Source organism: Pseudomonas sp. GW821-FHT09E12, from assembly GCF_059416085.1.
Window position 1 is genome coordinate 246138 of record NZ_JBWKOM010000004.1, and the last position, 18475, is coordinate 264612.

General features: G+C 53.1%; 18 protein-coding genes. 3 read left to right on the forward strand and 15 right to left on the reverse strand.

Going from position 1 to position 18475, the window contains the following annotated elements; all coding sequences use genetic code 11:
* The first annotated feature begins 1 nt into the window (after position 1).
* Together AC07PQ_RS13055 and AC07PQ_RS13060 are read left to right on the forward strand one after the other, a co-directional pair.
* Positions 2 to 712 carry a heme-copper oxidase subunit III family protein gene (locus AC07PQ_RS13055; RefSeq protein WP_007922563.1) on the forward strand — a complete coding sequence of 237 codons (711 nt, stop codon included), beginning with the start codon at positions 2 to 4 and terminating at the stop codon, positions 710 to 712.
* Positions 713 to 733: 21 nt separating this feature from the next.
* The gene (locus tag AC07PQ_RS13060; protein ID WP_007922565.1) at positions 734 to 1051 is read left to right on the forward strand and encodes a cytochrome C oxidase subunit IV family protein; all 318 of its coding nucleotides are present in this window, start codon (positions 734 to 736) and stop codon (positions 1049 to 1051) included.
* 37 nt (positions 1052 to 1088) lie between these two features.
* Here the strand turns inward: AC07PQ_RS13060 and AC07PQ_RS13065 are convergent, their stop codons facing one another.
* The 13 genes from AC07PQ_RS13065 to AC07PQ_RS13125 all read right to left on the reverse strand — a co-directional run bounded on the left by AC07PQ_RS13065 (position 1089) and on the right by AC07PQ_RS13125 (position 14481).
* A complete protein-coding gene (locus AC07PQ_RS13065; protein WP_007922567.1) occupies positions 1089 to 1643 on the reverse strand; it encodes a hypothetical protein in 555 nt (184 codons plus the stop codon).
* A 351-nt stretch (positions 1644 to 1994) separates the two neighbouring features.
* Positions 1995 to 2996, reverse strand: coding sequence for a fimbrial protein (locus tag AC07PQ_RS13070; protein WP_493185656.1), 1002 nt, complete (start codon positions 2994 to 2996; stop codon positions 1995 to 1997).
* An 18-nt stretch (positions 2997 to 3014) separates the two neighbouring features.
* Positions 3015 to 3740 carry a fimbrial biogenesis chaperone gene (locus tag AC07PQ_RS13075; RefSeq protein WP_493185657.1) on the reverse strand — a complete coding sequence of 242 codons (726 nt, stop codon included), beginning with the start codon at positions 3738 to 3740 and terminating at the stop codon, positions 3015 to 3017.
* Positions 3741 to 4392: 652 nt separating this feature from the next.
* Positions 4393 to 4992 carry an NAD(P)H:quinone oxidoreductase gene (wrbA, locus tag AC07PQ_RS13080; RefSeq protein WP_493185658.1) on the reverse strand — a complete coding sequence of 200 codons (600 nt, stop codon included), beginning with the start codon at positions 4990 to 4992 and terminating at the stop codon, positions 4393 to 4395.
* 263 nt (positions 4993 to 5255) lie between these two features.
* Complete coding sequence (locus AC07PQ_RS13085; RefSeq protein ID WP_493185659.1) at positions 5256 to 6050, reverse strand: hypothetical protein; 795 nt, start codon at positions 6048 to 6050, stop codon at positions 5256 to 5258.
* A 13-nt stretch (positions 6051 to 6063) separates the two neighbouring features.
* Positions 6064 to 6891 (reverse strand): acid phosphatase, encoded by an 828-nt coding sequence (locus tag AC07PQ_RS13090; protein ID WP_493185660.1) that lies wholly within the window; start codon positions 6889 to 6891, stop codon positions 6064 to 6066.
* A 53-nt stretch (positions 6892 to 6944) separates the two neighbouring features.
* The gene (locus AC07PQ_RS13095; RefSeq protein WP_493185661.1) at positions 6945 to 7796 is read right to left on the reverse strand and encodes a MipA/OmpV family protein; all 852 of its coding nucleotides are present in this window, start codon (positions 7794 to 7796) and stop codon (positions 6945 to 6947) included.
* Positions 7797 to 8189: 393 nt separating this feature from the next.
* The gene (locus AC07PQ_RS13100; protein ID WP_493185662.1) at positions 8190 to 8726 is read right to left on the reverse strand and encodes a hypothetical protein; all 537 of its coding nucleotides are present in this window, start codon (positions 8724 to 8726) and stop codon (positions 8190 to 8192) included.
* 30 nt (positions 8727 to 8756) lie between these two features.
* Positions 8757 to 9308, reverse strand: coding sequence for a hypothetical protein (locus tag AC07PQ_RS13105; RefSeq protein ID WP_493185663.1), 552 nt, complete (start codon positions 9306 to 9308; stop codon positions 8757 to 8759).
* 79 nt (positions 9309 to 9387) lie between these two features.
* Complete coding sequence (locus AC07PQ_RS13110; RefSeq protein WP_493185664.1) at positions 9388 to 10422, reverse strand: DUF1254 domain-containing protein; 1035 nt, start codon at positions 10420 to 10422, stop codon at positions 9388 to 9390.
* Positions 10423 to 10788: 366 nt separating this feature from the next.
* Positions 10789 to 11772 (reverse strand): helix-turn-helix domain-containing protein, encoded by a 984-nt coding sequence (locus AC07PQ_RS13115; protein WP_493185665.1) that lies wholly within the window; start codon positions 11770 to 11772, stop codon positions 10789 to 10791.
* 530 nt (positions 11773 to 12302) lie between these two features.
* Entirely contained in the window at positions 12303 to 13385 is a 1083-nt protein-coding gene (locus AC07PQ_RS13120) for a HesA/MoeB/ThiF family protein (protein WP_493185666.1), read from the reverse strand.
* Positions 13369 to 14481, reverse strand: coding sequence for a ThiF family adenylyltransferase (locus AC07PQ_RS13125; protein WP_493185667.1), 1113 nt, complete (start codon positions 14479 to 14481; stop codon positions 13369 to 13371). The genes AC07PQ_RS13120 and AC07PQ_RS13125 overlap by 17 nt, the downstream gene beginning before the upstream one ends.
* A gap of 350 nt (positions 14482 to 14831) precedes the next feature.
* Between AC07PQ_RS13125 and AC07PQ_RS13130 the strand changes: the two genes are divergently transcribed.
* On the forward strand, positions 14832 to 17036 hold the full coding sequence (locus AC07PQ_RS13130) for an ATP-binding cassette domain-containing protein (protein WP_493185668.1): 2205 nt from the start codon (positions 14832 to 14834) through the stop codon (positions 17034 to 17036).
* Between the two features lie 23 nt (positions 17037 to 17059).
* On the opposite strand, the gene AC07PQ_RS13135 is transcribed toward AC07PQ_RS13130, so the two are convergent.
* Both AC07PQ_RS13135 and AC07PQ_RS13140 read right to left on the reverse strand, forming a co-directional pair.
* The gene (locus AC07PQ_RS13135; RefSeq protein ID WP_217881174.1) at positions 17060 to 17374 is read right to left on the reverse strand and encodes a hypothetical protein; all 315 of its coding nucleotides are present in this window, start codon (positions 17372 to 17374) and stop codon (positions 17060 to 17062) included.
* Positions 17371 to 18351 carry a site-specific integrase gene (locus tag AC07PQ_RS13140; protein WP_493185669.1) on the reverse strand — a complete coding sequence of 327 codons (981 nt, stop codon included), beginning with the start codon at positions 18349 to 18351 and terminating at the stop codon, positions 17371 to 17373. Before AC07PQ_RS13140 ends, AC07PQ_RS13135 begins: the two co-directional genes overlap by 4 nt.
* Positions 18352 to 18475: the final 124 nt, after the last annotated feature.

Sequence of the window (18475 nt, forward strand, 5' to 3'; positions counted from 1 at the left end):
CATGGCATTGCCCTCAGCAACCCCTCCGGAAAGTTCCGTCCCACCCCCACCCGATACGCTGGTAGCGGGGTGGAAGAGCATCGCCACCGACTGGGCCTCGGATCAGGATGTGTTCAAGCGGGTGCCCTGGGGCAAGGCGATGATGTGGATCTTCCTGCTCAGCGACACCTTCATCTTCACCTGCTTCCTGACCGGCTACATGTCGGTGCGCATCAGTGCCACCGTCCCCTGGCCGAACCCCAGCGAAGTGTTCGCCCTGACCATCGGCGGCGTTGAAATCCCTCTGATCCTGATCGCCATCATGACCTTCGTGCTGATCAGCAGCAGCGGCACCATGGCCATGGCCGTGAACTTCGCCTATCGCCGTGTCCGCGGCAAATGCGCGGCCCTGATGTTGGCGACCGCGGCCTTCGGTGCGACCTTCGTCAGCATGCAGGCGTTCGAGTGGAGCAAGCTCATCGCCGAAGGCGTGCGCCCCTGGTCGAACCCCATGGGCGCCGCGCAATTCGGCGCCAGTTTTTTCATGATTACCGGTTTCCACGGGCTGCATGTATCGGTCGGCGTCATCTACCTGTGCATCGTCGCCTTCAAGGTGTTGCGCGGAGACTACGAGCGCTCCGGCAACTATCAGATCGTCGAGATCGCCGGGTTGTACTGGCACTTCGTGGACCTGGTGTGGGTATTTATCTTCGCTTTCTTCTACTTATGGTGAGCCCGCAGAGGAGTACCGGCGATGGCACATGCACAAGGTCAACAGCATCCACTGAGCCTGTACCTGAAGATCTGGGGGCTGCTGTTCGTACTCAGTACCCTGTCCTACCTGGTCGACTACTTTCACTTCCAGGGCTACTTCAGGTGGTCGCTGATCCTGGTCCTCATGTTGTTGAAGGCCGGCCTGATCGTTTCCATCTTCATGCACATGGCCTGGGAGCGCCTGGCGATGGTCTACGCCATCCTCGTCCCGCCGTTGTGCCTGCTGGTGCTGGTTGGCCTGATGGCCGCCGAGGCGGACTACGTGTTTTCCACCCGGGGGATTTTCCTCGGGCAATGACCGGCTTCCGCCTCCGGCGTTCAAGCGCCGCAGCGTCCTATATCGTGCGCTTGAACTGATGCCATTTCTGCAGCCAGGCCACTACCCAGTGAGGCGCTGCTGCGCCGGTCCCGGCGACCTGCAGTTGCGGGTGATGGCTGATGACCTGATCCAGGATCGGCTCCTGAGCGGGTTCGACGTCCACGAAGAAAATGTGCTCGCCGTCCCTTACCGTCTTTTTCAGATTGCTGAAGTGGGCATTGGGCACCTGGATACCAAAGAAGCCGCCTTCCCAGATACAGAAGCCCAGGATCACGATCGCCAGAAAGATGAACGGCACCCAGCCTGCCGCGGACTCGGTCCAACCTGCCAGATAAGCACCGAGCAGTACCAATGCCGCGAGTGGTATGCCAATGACCGCGCCAATCTCACCGGAGTGAACGACATCCTGCTTCATGAGTGAATTCACATCATGCAGGTGATGCTGTTCCACATCCGCATCCCGGTCGCTGAGCACATGAATCTGCTCGGTACTGATGCCGCTGGCTTCCAGCTCGCTTTCAACGGTTTCCAGCTCGTCGAGATTATCGCTGATGTAAAAATGCCGGTTCATGAGTCACCTCCTACTTCGTCGTCGCAGAGGCCCCCATTTTTTCTGCAGTCGTTATCTGAAATTCCAGACCGTTTTTCCTGCCGCTCTGGATAACACCGCACGCTGATTACTAGCTAAAAAAGTATAGCACCGCCCCTGTCAACGCCTCGCTGGAGGCCGCGGACTGCGGGCGTATGCAGTAATCGGAGGGGCCTGGATCCGTCTGTCCGGATTCTGAATCTGCGTGGGTAATCGGGCGAGTGATGGCCGTTGGATCTACCACGCCCTGCAAAGACAAGGACGCCAATTGGCGCCCTTGTTTCAAGTTCTTCAAACGGTCAAATGACAGACGAATGTCAGAGGTCGGAGGGGCTATTTATAAAAAACATCGATCGTCGCGGTGGCGTTGAATGGTCCGAGAATTGCCTTGCTGGTTCGCCATTTCAGCTGAGCCAGGAAGTTATTCACCACCATCTGATCACGGCTGTTCTCCACCAAGGTGAACTCTTTGTTGAAGGGTATGGCACTGCGGCTCGGTTGCTTGAGCAGGCTGATGCCCACCGATGAGTTGTTGTTCGGTACCAGGGTGTAGCCGTCTGTCGCGGTAGCGGCGACCGGAGTGAGCTGTGCGCTCAGCCCGTAAGCACTATTGCAGGTCTTGGCCGCGGTGATGCTGAACGGGATTTCCTTGATCACCTTGTCGGTTTGCGCCAAGGCGGCAGTGATACTGCCAAAGTCGACGGTCTTGGGGGAGACAGACAGGGTCGATGAGCAGGCGATATAGCGCATATAGTGCAAGCCGCCCAGTGACATGACAAAGTTGCTATTAGGGTTGGTGTTCATACCGCCCTTTCCATCCAACTGGAACGCGGGATACATCGGGGTTCCTGTCAGGCTTCCCTCCTTGCCTGGGCTGGGCGGGCTTTTTTTGGAGATAAAGAAGTTGAAGTTCAATGGGAAGGTTTGAGCTTTGTCCTTGCAACCGGCTGAAACGTAACAGCCTTCGAAAACGATGGGGAGTTCCACCCGACATCCCGCCAATTGAGTACAGCGCAGGTCGGTTCCGTTCAGGTGGATACCCACCTCCAGGTCGGGCCCCAATTTAGTGAGGCCTGGGTCGCGAGGGCTTAAATAAAAGTAAACGTATTCTTTGCCAGCCCCGGAGATGTCCTGCCAGCAGGTCATGCTGATGCTGTAGTTATCGGAGCGCCAGAGCACGGTATCCTTTGGCAGGCTATTGGGCACCGCAATGCTGGTGAAGATCATGATCGTATCGGCGGCCTGGGTGCCATCTTTTTTGCAGGCCAAGGCATAACTCTTCTGAGTAAGTATCAGTAGCAGGGCCAGTGAAACCAGTTGGTAGATCCTTTTCATCATGTGTCTCCATTGACCTTAGCGTTGAGCCGAACCGTGGCTTTTTTTCTCGGTGGATAGCGTTGCTCCATAGGGCCTCAGGTTGCCTGCGTCGCTGACGATCTGATAACGCAGGCTGGCGGGTTGGCAGGCCGGTATGTCGACGGGCTGTGTCGAGAACGGCGGGAGCATCAGGTGCTCGATCGGTTGGCCGCAGGGTTGGCCATTCGAGCCTATGGCTTCGATATCGCTAAGGGTCAGGTAGTAGGGGGATGGGTTGTCGGCGATGAGCCCGCCTGCGGTTTCTCTCTGCGTTTCCCAGGACAATCCGGCCATGGCTTCGTCCAGGGTGTTCTTCAGTGGTGGGCGGTAGAGCAGCTTGAAGCGGTGCCGCAAAGCGACGGTCATGGTGTGAGGCGTCTTGGCGGCCGGAGGCACGTCCAGGACGCTCAACAGAAGATAAGATTCGCGGTCAGTAGGCAGGCCTGTTCCCTGGTAGAAAATTTCCACGGTGGCTTTCTGTCCGCTGGAAATTTGCAGCAACGGTCTGGAGACCGCCAGGGGCAGTATCTGGCTGCGCCCAGACTCTTTCTCTCCCCAGTCCAGCGAAACTTGCGCCAGGGCGGCCTGCTTGCCGTCGTTGACCAGGGTTACCGCCATTCGCTGGCCCGTCATGATGAAGCGGTTCTGTCCGTCGAAGGAGAGGTCCGCCAGGGCGGTACCGGATGGGCAGGCAAGGAGCAGTCCAACTGCAAGAGAAGGCACCAGGCACCTGTGTCGAGAGAGCGTTTCTCGTGCAGAAGGGTGCGGGGTGATGTTAGGTCTGGGATGCATTCCATCTCTCCATCGGTGTGAAGGCCTGGCGGATATCCCGGTGGCTTTCTTGGTGAGCCCGGATACCGATTGAGGTCGGCATTTTGGTTTGGATGCAATTGCACGAGCAATAAGGCCATTCTGAATCGGGCTCTCTATGGTGTATGCCTCAGGCCCCTGCTTTTCCTCCATTTCCCCTCTTCTAATACGCCTATTCAGATGAGCACTGTTTCCAGCTCCTGAAGGCGGCAAGAGAACCGTCGTCACCGCTGGGCACGTTTTGACACTTACCAAGGGCTGATGCCTTTGAGGGGACGGCTCTGAAAACGTACGGCCGGGCGAGTGTTCGTTTTCAGTGGCGATCAATTGAGGGGGGGAAATAGCCGCTGGGAGTGCTGATGATGGGGCCGGGCTCGACCGAAGGTTGCGATTTGCGCGCATTGATGGTCATCGCCAAGAGACGGGGGGCTTGTTACGTCGCTTGTTACGTAGACAGAAACAACCAAGCCCTCGCATGGCTGCGAGGGCTTGGTTTTGTCTCCGGACCTGCTGATTACAGAGCGAGCGCTAGGCAGTGTCTGCCTCAGCTCGGCCTGGCGAGCGCCTACTTGCTCAGTTTGACCGCCAGCTGGGCCACGTACTGGCCTTGATGACGGGCGATCTCCAGTTCCCGGGCATCAGGCTGGCGCGAGCCGTCACCACCGGCAATGGTGGATGCGCCATAAGGCGTGCCACCGCCGACACTGGATGTATCGAACAAGGCTGGCGAGCTGTAACCGATGGGCACAATGATCATGCCGTGGTGAGCCAGGGTGGTCCACGTGGAGGTAATGGTCATCTCCTGGCCGCCGCCGGTACCTGTCGAGGTGAATACACTGGCGAGCTTGCCAACCAGGCCGCCCTTGGCCCACAGCCCGCCGGTCTGGTCGAGGAAGTTGCGCATCTGGCCGGACATATTGCCGAAGCGGGTCGGAGTACCCAGGATGATTGCGTCGTAGTCGCCCAGCTCACCTGGCTTGGCAACCGCAGCGCTCTGATCCACCTTCCCATGGGCGGCCTTGAAGGCTTCCGGGTCCATGGTCTCGGGTACGCGTTTGAGGGTGACTTCAACCCCGGGAACGCTCCGGGCACCTTCCGACACGCTCTGGGCCATTGTTTCGATATGACCGTACATCGAATGATAAAGAACCAATACCTTAGCCATGCGTACTTCCTCTTGAGGTGTGTCTTGAGCTGACTGACGGCCTGTTAAATAGGCAATCAGGTTAGTTATCCATCCCACCGTTCCACCTGCATCTGCGTGAGTCGTGGCGCATGATCGATCTAATTGGCTTCTGTGAATATGAGAAAATATCGAACGGGATGTTCGAGAAAATTGATCTTGGAAAGCAACAAAGGCCAACCCGAAGGTTGGCCTTTGACATACTGCGGATGGGTACCAGAGAAAAACGTAATGACATGAAAGCCTCAGAATCGCCCACTGATCCCCAACAGTGGCCCCTTCTGGACAATGTCGTAGACAAAACCGTCATGGCGATAATTCACCCCCATGGCCCGGTAACCGGCCACCGCAGAAAAGCCCGGCAAGAACTCCCAGCCCGCCAGCGCGGCCAGGTCCCAGTCTTCCCGCGACTGGCCGGCGCCCGCCATGCTCCAGGATGACAACCAGAATCGCTCGTTCACGGCATAGTGCCCACGCAGCCCCGCCATGGCGTCGGCCCAGGTGGCCTTGTCGGACCCGGACAGGCCGCCAGCAGGCCCGCCGTGCAGGGTGATGGCGGTGCTGCTGTACCAGACCCGCACGCCGCCCGCGACGTCCAACCGATGATCGTCATCCCCCAACACCTGGTATCCGCCCCCCAGGAATCCCGAGGCCGTCTTGCTTTCCACCTCAAGCTTGGACGCCGGGGCGCCCGCTGGCAGACGGTTGCGGGTGTCGGTGTCGATGTACATCAGGTCGGCGAGTACGCTGTAGGGCCCGCGCCGCGCCTCGCCCATCAGCATCACCGACATATCGACGCTACGCGCGATGTCGGAGAAGTCGGATTTTATAAACTGGGTCCCGGTGCTGCGGTGGCCCACGTGCCCACGGATACCGGCGCCCCACAGGTAAGGCCCGCCGTTGAACTGCCAGTCATCAGCGTCTGCCGCCATGGCCACCATCGGCAGACTGGAGCCGGCGGTCGTCAAGGCGCTGACCAGCAGCGCCAGGCGGGCCTGCTTACACCGCAACGGCGAGCGTGGGTTGTCACTGTGCATCATGGTGTTTCTCCGATCAGTGCTGGGTCAGCGAGAGCGCCACGCCCTCGGCCGCACAGTCCTCTGTAGGCTTCAGGCCTGCTTTTTGCGCAGCCTTGACCTCCTCCTTCGCGGCCGCCAGGTCCGCCAGGAACGCCGGATTGCCATGCAGGCTCGCCACCGTGGCGGCCCCCATGATGCGGCCTGCATCCACGTCGCTCTGCCAGTGCGCATCGCAGATGACCCGGCTCTGGCCGTATGACAGGCCACGGGTCATCAATTCGGTGGCGCGTGCCGGATTGATCTCAGCCAGTACCAGGCCCCAGGCCCAGCCCGCGGCAGAGTGGCCGGACGGCCAGGAACCATCCGTGCGCAGCAGTGGCTCCATGTCTTTGCGGCACGTGCTTTCGTTATGCACCACGAAAGGACGGGTACGGTTGTAGGCATTCTTCCCGGCGTAGGTGGAGCCGCCTGCATCGGTCAGGGTGCGCTGCATCAAGGTGTAAAGATGCGGTGTACTTTTCTCGGTGATCGGCGTGCCCAGCGCGCAGGAAAATGTTTTCGCCGGGCCAGGGAATGACAGCGCCGCATCCGTTGCCGCGAGTTTCTCCCGAGCGGTGCCACGCAGCGCCAGCGCCACACGCCGTGCTTCCTCATCCCGCGCAAGCGCCGCGGAGTCTGGTTTTGGCGGTGCACCGAGCAGCGCCAGGCGCACTGGCAAGTCAGCCGGGTCCAGATAGCCTGGAGCCAGCTTGAAGTGAGGGTCCGTGACCTGGGTGGCGGCATCTTCGGCGAGCAGCAGTCCCGACCCGAATAGGCCGGCCAGGGACGCGGTCATCCCCAACTGCTTAGGTAGTTTTTTCATCGATCATTCCTTTATCTATCCCTGTATCGGATGGCGCCGGTATTACCGGTTTATCAAAAACGGTATAGAGCGTTCAGATAGGCACCGGCACCGACCTTCTCTCCCGTCAGCGGGCTGTCGCGGGCGTCGGCGACCAGGGCGTAGGTCTTGATGCCGCCTTCCAGTGCCAGCTGTGGCTGCCATTGCCAGGTGAGGCCCAGCTTCAAGGTCACGTCGCGCATCCCGCCACCCGGGCGGTATTCATCGAACCGGGTGCGTGCGGCTTGCTGGGCCGTGACGCCGAAGCGCGCCATCATGTCGTTCTCATTGCTCCAGGTGCCGTACAGCGTCGAGTCCAGGGTCAAGGTCGAAGACAGTGGGTATGCCGTGGCGACCCCGGCTTCCAGGTACGCCGTGCGTCCCAGGCTTTCGCCACCGTAGTGACGGTTCTGGCTCGATTGCAGGCCGCGCACGAACAGGCGGCCGGCCGGCAGGATCCAGTACGCTTCCGCCCCGACCAGGGCGGTGCTGTCCAGGTTGCCCATTCCCTTCAAGTAGTCATCGCGGCCGTCCAGGGTATGAATTCTTTCCTTGCGTCCCTGGTCATAACCGATCAGCAGGGCCACTCCGAAAGGAGCCAGCCCCGGCAAGTCCCAACGCAGCCCGTCCGGGAAGGCCGCGGTAAAGGTGCCCCAGTCTTCGGTAGGCAAGACCGCCCGGAGTTTCAGTGACGGGAAGGCGGCGTAGTGTGAAGAGCCTTGGTACAAAGGACCGACGGCAAGTCCGCCACCCAGCGTCACGGATGGCGCACCGCTTGAGTCGTCAACGGCTGCATGGGCAGGCGACACCCGCGTGAATGCGAGGGCTGTACTTATGATGAACATCACCGGAGATCTAAAAGAATATGAATGACCTTTGGTTATCATGATTTCTTTCCTCTGGGGTGAACTCTTTAGTTCAGAGCCATGGCAGAGTTGTTATGCAGTATTGGACTTGGGAATACTTGCGTTTGACCCGAGTGCAAGGCCGGTAAAGTCTCGGTGGGAGATACCGGCCTTATTGATCACTAGCGTTCATTCGCTTTACTGTGATTGCGTCTGGTAGACGAAATAGCACTCAATCGCTGGGTGCGGGCATGGCGCTGGCGGGTATGGCTGTCATTGTGATGCAAGCAGAAGGGTGATGCGTTCATCACCTGTTCTTGCATTGGAAAGCCGTTTTGATCTTACCTGCAATGCAGCACACTCGGCCGTTCAAGCGCTAATCAAATAATCTAGAACAATCAGCGATGCGCACCTCGTGCGCATCGCCTGCCAACATTAAGCCTTAGCCACTACAAAAGCATTCAATGCATACTTCGTCAGTACTTGCGCAAAGGTGCTACGCAACACTGTGGTTGTGGTTCCTTCATTGGAGTCATAAACTTGCATTTGTGTGTCGCTGATGATGTAAATGCCGATGACATGCTTATCATTTCCCGCCCAGATTTTAGTGCCGGTTCCGTAGGTCGAAAATTCGTTAGTAATCTGGGCCTTCGTCTTAGACTTGCCGTGTATCGCCTGCTCCGCCGCTGTTACTTGTGAGGCCAAATTATTCGATGCCGCAATCACTTGCTGAGCCAACTGAATTTTGCCCGGATCGTCAAAACTGCGAATGTCGAACTTTGCCGGATGTTTGGCATTATTGAGCCAGGCGCTAGATAGCACCGCGCAAAACTGCCCTACACTAATCCAGCCGGGAGCAGGTATGGTCGATTGAATGGTGTAGACGACATTGGACATGTTGAGTGTCAGCGGATCCACCCAAAGAAAGGGATTAGGGGTAGTAATGCTACCTACGGTGATGGTATTAGCCATGATTTTTCCTGTGCGCTATGGTGAGTAAAATCAAGGTGTAATCCAGCATGGCAAGTCTGTAGCATCCGTGATGTTATGCGCTGCCATGGTCAGGAAATACTGTTTTTTCATTGCATCGGCCGCTGTCGGCCATTTATCAAAAATATTGGTATAGGCCGTATTGGTGTCGACGATTTTCAGACAGGCATAGGCAAATTTATCGAAATTTTCACCGGGGTCATTCTTGCGGTTGTTGGGTCCCACGACCAGATTGCCCTGAGTCCAGGCCAATAACGATTGCCAGACTTCTACGGCTTCGGGATTTTCCTTATTCAGCTCGGTGACCAATTTCGGTATATTCCCCTTGAATGAACCGAGATTGACAGTACGGGTGCCGATAATGGCCGTAATCAAGGTCGTTCTGTCTGCATCGCTGGTAAAGTTTTTGCTACCAAACTTGACCAGATCGCCCCACGGAATAATATGGTGGCGCGATAAGCCGGTAGCGATTGAATCATCAAAGGGGTAATCGGGTCGGGCTGCCATAGTTGAACTGCATATAAAACTAAGTAACAAGGCAAAGCAAAGCATTATTTTCTTCATGATGAACTCCTTTAGATATAAGTACCGATGGCCGTAGTCCATCGATCAGACGAACTCGCTCTTACTCGAATAATTGAATTTATAAAGCGACGGGCTCTGGCTTTGGAAAACTCCATTGGCCATTCAGTATCTTGTTGCTCGGTCGATAGAGCCTGACCGTATAGTTCCAGCCGGGGGGAGTCGCGAGACAATTAGCGATCTTTGCGTCGCAACCACCGAATTGGATGACAACTGAGCCATCAGCACTTTTTTGCGCAGTGAGGTTGTTCAACGAATAGGCGTCATATGGGTTTTTCTGAAAGTATCCCTCTGCGTTGTAAACACTCACAGACCAGAAACTCTTGACCGGCACCTGGCCAACCTTGAGGCGGTAAACGGTTTTCCCATCGTTCAGCGGCGGCACACTGCCGAGGTAGATGGCGTCCTTGCTCGGGTTCCCGCCCCAACCCGTCGCGGTTCCGATCAAATGGTGGATCGGGTTGACCTTGCCTTTAGCACCAAAGGACTGGTTGTAGTCGGGAAGGGTCGACCCCAGAACAGCCAGGGCATCACGCATCTTTTTCTGGCTCGCCTGATCCCACTTCGGTACTGCGAATTCCCCTGGCTTGGCCTGGCTGACCTTGATTGCGTCCTGCAGCACATGCACCTGCTCGAGGTCTTTCCGATCAATGGGATCGAAGAACATGCGGACAGCGACAAATATATAGCGTGTGCCGATATCCTCTTTCGTCAGCGTATGGCGGCCGGCACCGTAAGCGACGGCGGTTACGTAGTGATCTTCGTTGACCACTTGCATCGACATGAACCTCTCACCAGCCTCAGGCAATGTGATCGTGACTGGACCGGCATCGAGATCGAACACCGCTGACGAGTAAAGTGTGTCCCGATTCATCCGGATGACATCCTGAGCGTCGATGGGAACCGGTTCGCGACTATGAACAAACCGACCAAAGCCTCCACTGCTCACCCTTTTGCCCATGTAGAGGTCGGACTCGGCACGGACAAAATTATCGACACCCACCAACTCCGCCGCGTCAGAGGATGACTGAGCGTTTGCACTCGCAAAAGTTGCCAGCGTCAGGGCGACGATGCAGGCCGTGGATGAGTAGGGCATTTAGACCTCCTGATCTTGTAAGAAGTGATTCCATTCCCCAGCCTCAGACTTTTCTTGTGCCTGGATTGCTTGCTGCACCGCTCGCTGGCGTTGGCATTACCTGTTCAGACTGTATAAGAACGCCCTGATGGATACTTGCCATTTGGTGCCAAAAGGCACAGCCATTGTCTAGCGAGCAGCCTGCCGACAGGCATTACGCAGCGCCTGTTGGCGGAGCTCGCACGAAATGGCTGCCGAGGTCAGGACGACTAGCCATATCCCGGTAGTTCCAGGCTTGGTGGGGTTCTATTGGAAGGCATAGTCCGAAGTGGGCCAAATGGTTCGGCGGGAGGAGGGAGTGGTTAGGCGAAGACGCTGTGTTGAATTTTAATAATCATGTTTTAAGGCCGAGCGGTAGCGCGACGGTGAACTCCCGGTCCAGCGCTTGAAGGCACGCGTAAAGTGCGCTTGATCGCTGTAACCCACCATGTAGGCAATTTCGGTCGCAGTGTATTTACCGCTGGCAATTAGCTGAAGTGCTTCGCTGCGACGCGTCTCGTCGCGTAAATCTTCGAAGTCGATGCCGCAATATTTGAGACGACGCTGCAGCGTTCGAGAAGACAGGCCGATGTTTCTAGAAATAGCGGTAAGTTTGGATCGATCCTGGTCCGCGATCCGCTCGATAAGCACACCGGCGGCTTCCGCGGTCGATATCAAGGCCTCGGTGACTTTCCAGGCGTTATCCCGGATGGGTTGCAGAGGGGTGTCGAGCAACTCACGATCGAATTCGATCATGTTGTGCTGCGCGTTCATGTGCAGATTCGGCCCCAGGTATTCTTCCAGCGCCTCATCTCCTCTTTCCCTTGGATTTTGCAGATGCACGCGTATGGCGCCAGGCTCACCGGACATGAGAGGTAGTTTTCTAAGCAGCGCAAGAGTGCCGAGAATGACCTGCTTCGGATCCGCCCCGTGCTGTCCGGTGAATTGTTGGATCAGTTTCGTCGTACGGCCTTCGGTGACGATTCTTATGTCGCTTCCTTGATGCAGTAAGTCCGTATGGATCGCCGCCACTGCGCACGCCTGAGCGAGATTGGACGACCCCAGGATCAACTCGCCCCAGGCGCCAAGTGAGCGTACTTCTATCAGGTGTCCCACACATGCGCCGCCGAAGGGATCTTGTGCGATAGCCGCCATTTCGTTGGCTATATGAAAGCAGGCTGCTCGCGGTACCCATGCATCAGGGTTTTGAAAAACCTGAGGGGAAATACCATAACGCCGATAGAACTCCAGCGGCGACACCCCGCGCATGCTCAGATAGGGGGCTATTTGCCGAAGAGTGCTGAGTTTGATGGACGGCGTAGCATTCGTCATAAGCGTTCGCACCTGTTTTTAAAGGCAATGCACGTGAAAACCGTCTTGGCCTGCAGGGAAACACTAGCGCAAAACTTTTGCCAAGGTAGAGGTCGTCGCCGTCGAAAAGCGTGTAGGCGCAGTCGGTGGGTTCGGCTGAGTGGCAAGCCGAATCGGAGAGGGGGGCAGCGAGGCGCGACATAAGGGGGGCTCCCCCTTTAGCGAATTGCCTTACCCCTAGAACGGCCGCAATCCACCAGGTTTTGCCGTAGCCCGGCAGAGCCCGAAAACGAAAAACCCGCCAGAAGGCGGGTTTTTCGGGGGTTCCAGAGATTTTGAAAGCCTTCTCTGGAATCTTGTATGGTGCGGCACCAGGAGTCGAATCGTATTCCAATATATTGATTTAATTCAATAAATTCTCGTAAGAAGAATGGCGCTATCTCTAAAAGTACCCTGGTTTCAGTCAAAAGAAATTTATCTGGTGAGTCTGTCAGTCGGACTTATGCGGCTAACTGTAGATGGAGCTTGTAGCGTGAAGTGGTTGCAATGGACTAAGAGCAATATTCGCAATCTACATTTCTCTGGACAGAAAATGCACCAAAATCAAAATCTTTAAGGTTAAATTCTAGACGCTTATTTATCACGCCCATAAATTCTAACGGGACTCCAAAAATTAATTTTATTGCTTCTGTAGCTGTAATCGATGCAGAAATGCTGCACAGAGGCCCCAGACTTCCTATTTTCCTGTACTTCCTGTTAAGCTTTTTGACACCAAATAGCTCTGCGGCATTGATTGGAGTGAGAACCTTATCAAAGCAATGAAAGCAAGCTGTAACTCCGGGGATTACGACTTGGCCGACTAGTGTTAGATGCAGATTATAACCTCCTCCAATGATATGCGATATTCTATTCTTCAGGCAGAAGTCGGAAACAATCTTGGACGTGTGGTCAACGCTTGGATAATCTGCGCAATTTATAATCATGTCAGGCATGCATGGAAGATGCTCCAAGTCTTCAACGGACTGCATTTTTTTGATATATGTATATAGTCCGGTTCCATACGAGGTTTTTATATTGTTATAAGCGGCGGACACCTTTGGAGTCCCAATATCTGCCTCAAAAAAAAGATCCTGTCTATGGAGGTTGGATTCCTCAACAACATCATCATCCATAACAGTGATGTTCTTTACGCCTGCCTTGACCAAGCTATGCAAAACCCATGTGCCTACTGCACCAAGCCCCACAATTAGCACATTTCCACCCCATCCTTTCCGGAGTGAATTGTTGATGGCTGAAGTAGAGTGGAAATAACTCTCAAGTGTATTTATTAGTCTAGGAAATGAGTGCAGGCTCGACTGTTCATATTCTTCATCAATCTCAATCAGTACATACTTTGAATGAAGAAATTCAACTAGATCACTAAGCTCGTTAAGCAGTACTTCGGGATATAGAGCACCGATTGACGCCACTGTCATCAAGCCATCAAACTGCTGAAGTAATTCAACGATGTTTGAGTACTTGAGGTCGAGTGAAAATCCAACTCTTAGATTACTATCGAAAAACTCAATAAGCGCACCGCGACGCACTAATGCAATGCAACTTCTAAGCCTATAAACTTTATTTTCCACAGACATCGCAAACATCCATAGCTGGAATTTCAATCCATTCAATTTCACCTTTTCCAGTCATAAACTCTCCTCGCTTAGAAAGTCTCGACTTATAGGCATTGCCACCAGCAATGTAATTCAGTAGTTGCACGCAGCCGTACGACGCTGAAAAGAGTGACATGCTGTAAAGCCCACCACTACCTCCGATAACATGAGTTTTCGTGATGCTAGATTCATGTATCTTATAGGACGGCTTCCAATCCGCTAACGCTACGGTAAAGAAATTAGTAGAGCAATCAACACAATTGGACTCGCCGGGAATATAAAAGTCTCCCGTGCTCATTAGGTGCGCGTCAAAGCCTCCCGCTACATAGAGAGGAATGTTTTTTCTCCACAAATATCGCCCGAGCTTGGCTGATGTATGGCCGATATACGGTTCGTCTGCCGTATTAACAACTAACGAGGCGTCATCTACAAGGCCAGAAAGATCAGTGAACGGCAATAGTTTGTCCTGTATGCCAATTACATCAATTTCTGAGTTTATTCTGAGAAGGTAGCGTTTTAGGGCATGAACTTTCGGCTGCCCTAATTCCGACTTTGAAAAATACGGATGTCTTTCGGAAGAGTGCTGTTCAAGTTTTTTATCGTCTACAAGCGTGAGCTTTGAAACGCCTGCTCTGGCTAAGCTGATGGCAATTGAAGAGCCAATTGCACCAATCCCAAAAATAACGCAGTGGGTATCCAAAATTCGCTTATGAGCAACTTCTGCAGGCACTCCAAAAATCCAGTCCGACAGAAAATTAATCTGCCTTGAGTATCGAGAGTTCTGGTCTATATGAGATGGATGCTCTAGCACGCCATTGTCGATCAAGTATTGCAACGTCGATTTTAATTCGTCGGCATCCAACTCAAAATCAAGGCGTTCTAAATGGGTGGAAAGCGAATGAATTCCATCAAGGACTGACAATAATTCGCTGAAAGCAGGATCAATCTGGATAGATAGCTTTTGCCTAGTGTTAATATGATAAAACTGAATGGTACAAACATCAGTTTCAGTCATAGACACGTAAACATCCACGCTGTCTTTTATCTTTAAGACAGGATTCAGTGTGAAAGCGTCCATTCTTCATCCTACCGAGAGGGAATAGGTGCCAAAATGTTGGCACCACTCCATAATCAATATTGCAGTACGCCAGCATTCGCCTCGAGGTACTCATCCCACGAATCCAAGCTGCCATCGTCGGACCCGATATCTGGGCGAGTGCATACCCTAGTACAGCAATCGCTTCTGCTGCCGGAACAAGTAGTAGTGTACTTTGTCCCAGCTTCAGGATGTTGATTTACCTCAGAAAACTTTAAACTTACCTTCTTTTTGACCATTGCTAACTCCGTTTACGTTATGGACACAGAGCAAAAACATTACCATAATGGCACAATCATGTCACTCGCGGATTTTTAATACTGGAGTCACTCATGCACGGAAGTTCAAAAGAGAGGCTATTTGTCGTTAATGGTGCAAAGACCAATAATCTGAAAAGTCTAAATGTGACGATTAGATTGAACTCCATAACAGCTATAACTGGTATTAGCGGAGGGGGGAAATCATCATTAGCGTTCGGTACATTGTACTCGATTTGTAAGCAACAGTTTAGCCAGCTTGAGTCCGGGACGTACGATCATGCGGTATACAATGTCGATGAGTTTCATGGTGCGCTTCCAGCAATAGCGCTAACGCAAAACAATTTTAACTCCAACCCCAGATCCACAATTTATTCGTATTTAGATATACCAAGCTATCTTTATTCAATCACTCCTAGTAGTGACACGAATATTGACCAGTCAATTCTTCGCTTGAACAAGCCCGGAAATGAGTGCCCTCATTGCGGAGGAAGCCGAGAGACGCTTTCACTGAGTGAGAACCTCTTAATCGACGACTCAAAATCTTTGAAGGATACGCCATTTAAATGCTGGACAGGCGCCAATCTCTCCAAATATGGGGCTCTCCTTAGTGCTTTTTGTGAGGATGAGGGAATCGACATAAGGAAGACCGTGCGAGAGCTACCAGCGGCTCACAAAAAAAAGATATTGGAGGGGGAATCCGCTAAAAAATATAAAATAAGTTTTACCTTTTCCGGCAAGAGAAGAAGTAGAGAGGAACGGTATGTCGGACCAATGAGAACTTTGCAAGAATTCTCTCAAAGCAAAAACATATCTCAATACGATGCTTATAGAAAGTTTTCCACGCCTTCCCCCTGCATGATGTGTGATTCTACGGGAGTTGATCGTGAAAAGTTCAAACGAAGCAAAATTGGCGAAATGTCACTTTTTGATATTTTAAGACTTCCAATTTCACAATGCCTTGAAACTTTGAAGGTGTCTTGTCAAAATTTTTCTCCCGCTCTCGACTCCCTGATTCATCAACTGGACACGTTGATGCAGCTTGAACTTGGATATCTGACGTTAGCTCGTCAGATCCCAAGCCTGTCCGGTGGAGAATTACAGAAACTCCGGTTCGCCCAAATATGCAACACTCAAATTTCAGGCGTATTATTTGTCCTTGATGAAATATCTTCACAGGTCTCCAAAAACCATCACGAACTTCTCATCCAAAAAATGAAGGGGATTTGTGATCGCGGGAACACGATTGTACTGATTGAGCACAACGATTACTTCATCGCGTCTGCAGATCAGATAATCTGTGTAGGACCAGGTCCAGGAGAGGAGGGCGGATATATAGTACCGTACCTACCTCCTCAACGCATAGAACCTCGAAATCATAAAGTATTAGAAAAAAGAGATTTTTTTCAACTCCCTAAAGTATCTAATAACAATGTCGTAGGTGTGTCTGCTTCAGTACCGAGGGGCTCTATCACAGGCGTATGTGGTGTTTCAGGTTCAGGTAAGTCTTCATTCGCGTCCGCTATATCCCAATCCTTGCCACAAGTTAATTACGTATCGCAAAAACAAATGCGCGGAAATATTAGATCAACAATTTCAACCGCGTTAGATTTGAGTAGCACGATTGCAAACATTTACTCAAAGAATACGGGTGCGTCCAAAGAGTTATTCCTCCTGCAGCCAGGTAAACCCGGTTGCTGCGATGAATGTGGAGGCACGGGCGTTATTGAGTTCACGAGAACCTTCGAAAAAACCGTAAAAATTTCATGCCCGACTTGTGAAGGTGCGTTGTTCTCAAATGAAGTTGATGATATCTGTATATCAGGATTGAATATTAAGGATTTCTATTTTAGTGCTCTTCATTCTTTGCCAAAGGAGCTTGTAGGGCAAAGTAAAAAAATTGCAAGCATTGTAGGAATATCCGAAGCGCTAGGAATATCTCATCTAAGCGTAAGCAGAAAAATTGGAAGCTTGTCCGGTGGCGAATCTCGCCGAGTTAAACTATTACAAGCGTTAGTCTCACCAAATAAAGAGAAAACTCTAATTATAGATGAGCCTGGAGCAGGCCTTGACAGGCTATCTGCAATAAATGCTATACGCCATATACATCAGTATGCCGAACGCTTTAAGGCGATTTTGGTCATTGACCATAAGCCTGAAATCCTGAATGAATGTGATTATCTACTGGAATTTGGGCCGGGAGCGGGGCCTGATGGCGGAAAAATAGTATATTTTGGGCCTCCGGTGTACAACAGATTAATAGGCGGCCAACAAGACTGAATAAATAGATCTGCGGGGCCTAATCAGCCCCGCAGAGCTCGACTTTCAGTTTCCTGCGCTTTACAGTTTTTGAAAACCCATGAAGCTTTTAGACGCCTTGCGAGCAGCCGAATGGTAAGTAGATAGTAATAGCGCGTCGATTCACTACGCCCGTATAGGCGATTGTTGAGAAACCATACCATATGCTTTTTCTGCCAAGCCCAAGGCGTATCTCGCTGCCAGCGCTCTGCGATTTCAGATTGAATCAGCTTCGCCTGACGCAAATGGCGTTTGCGCGTTGCGTGCGATCCGGTCAGGACGCCGGTCAGAAACAATTCCATATCGAAGGGCTTACTCATGTCAGTCCTCCGATGTAGGCAGCGACCACATCAATCCGACCGTGCCCCAGCTCATAGCCGATTTGGCTTCGTGCTTCATAATCAAGACGCGGATCCATCTGGCGGCATTGACCACCGTTGATAGGGGCGCCGTGTTGGGTGATTTGCTCGTAGCGCTCACATGTGTAAGCCGCTCGTAATTCATGGAAGCCTTTGAGGTTGTATGCGTGGAGAATGTCCCGCGCAGGGCGGACTATTTCCTGTAGAACGTTGAAGTAACTTTCGTGTGGCGCAATCAGGTTGCGGCTACCCGCAGGCGACACCTGCTTCGCAAATCCAAGCGATACTCGAACTTGCTCGTCCATCGTAATCCAGCGGGGTGCCGATGCACCGACACGGCCGCCTTTGGTGCCGTCTTGGATGTTGATCTTGCCGAATTCTCTAGCCTCCCGACTTAGCCGTGGCAGATCCGCCAAGATGGCCTCACGCAAGCGCATGCCGGTGGCTCGCGCCAATAGAACGATAGCGGCGGCCCTTAGCTGATGATGGCTGCAAAGCGCATCGACGATCTGTTGAACCTGTCCGTGGTCCTGGCCCTGCGGCACCGAGTGTCGAACCCCGGTGCGCTGCATACCCAACACCTTGCTCGGACTTGGCAATTTCACGCACTGATCACCGCGAAGCGCCGCCATGGTCCTGTTAACGCTGGATAGCCGATTTTGCGCGGTGCTGATGGCGAGGTCACCGAGTCCAACCAGGTTACGGAGATACGCTGCGTAGTTAGCCAACACCTTCCGATCAACCTTTCGTGCATCATTGATACCGGGTCCCTGTTCGGATCGGCACCACTTCACAAATGCCTGCCACCGATCAGAATGCGCCTTGACCGTGCCGTAATGGCCACCGCCGAACATGTCTTTCAATGCCTGCGGCCCTGCGTAGCTCAATTGCCTGCCGTAGCCGAAATTTCGGCCATCGCGTCTACCCACCAATGCCATCTCAGTCACCTCATCTCCCGTTCTCCGATATTCGCCCCACGTCATCCCGCCAAGAATGTTGAGTGTTATCAGGGATCAAGGCCCCTGCGACCTGTGAGGGTTGTCCACTAACGCGGGACTGGCG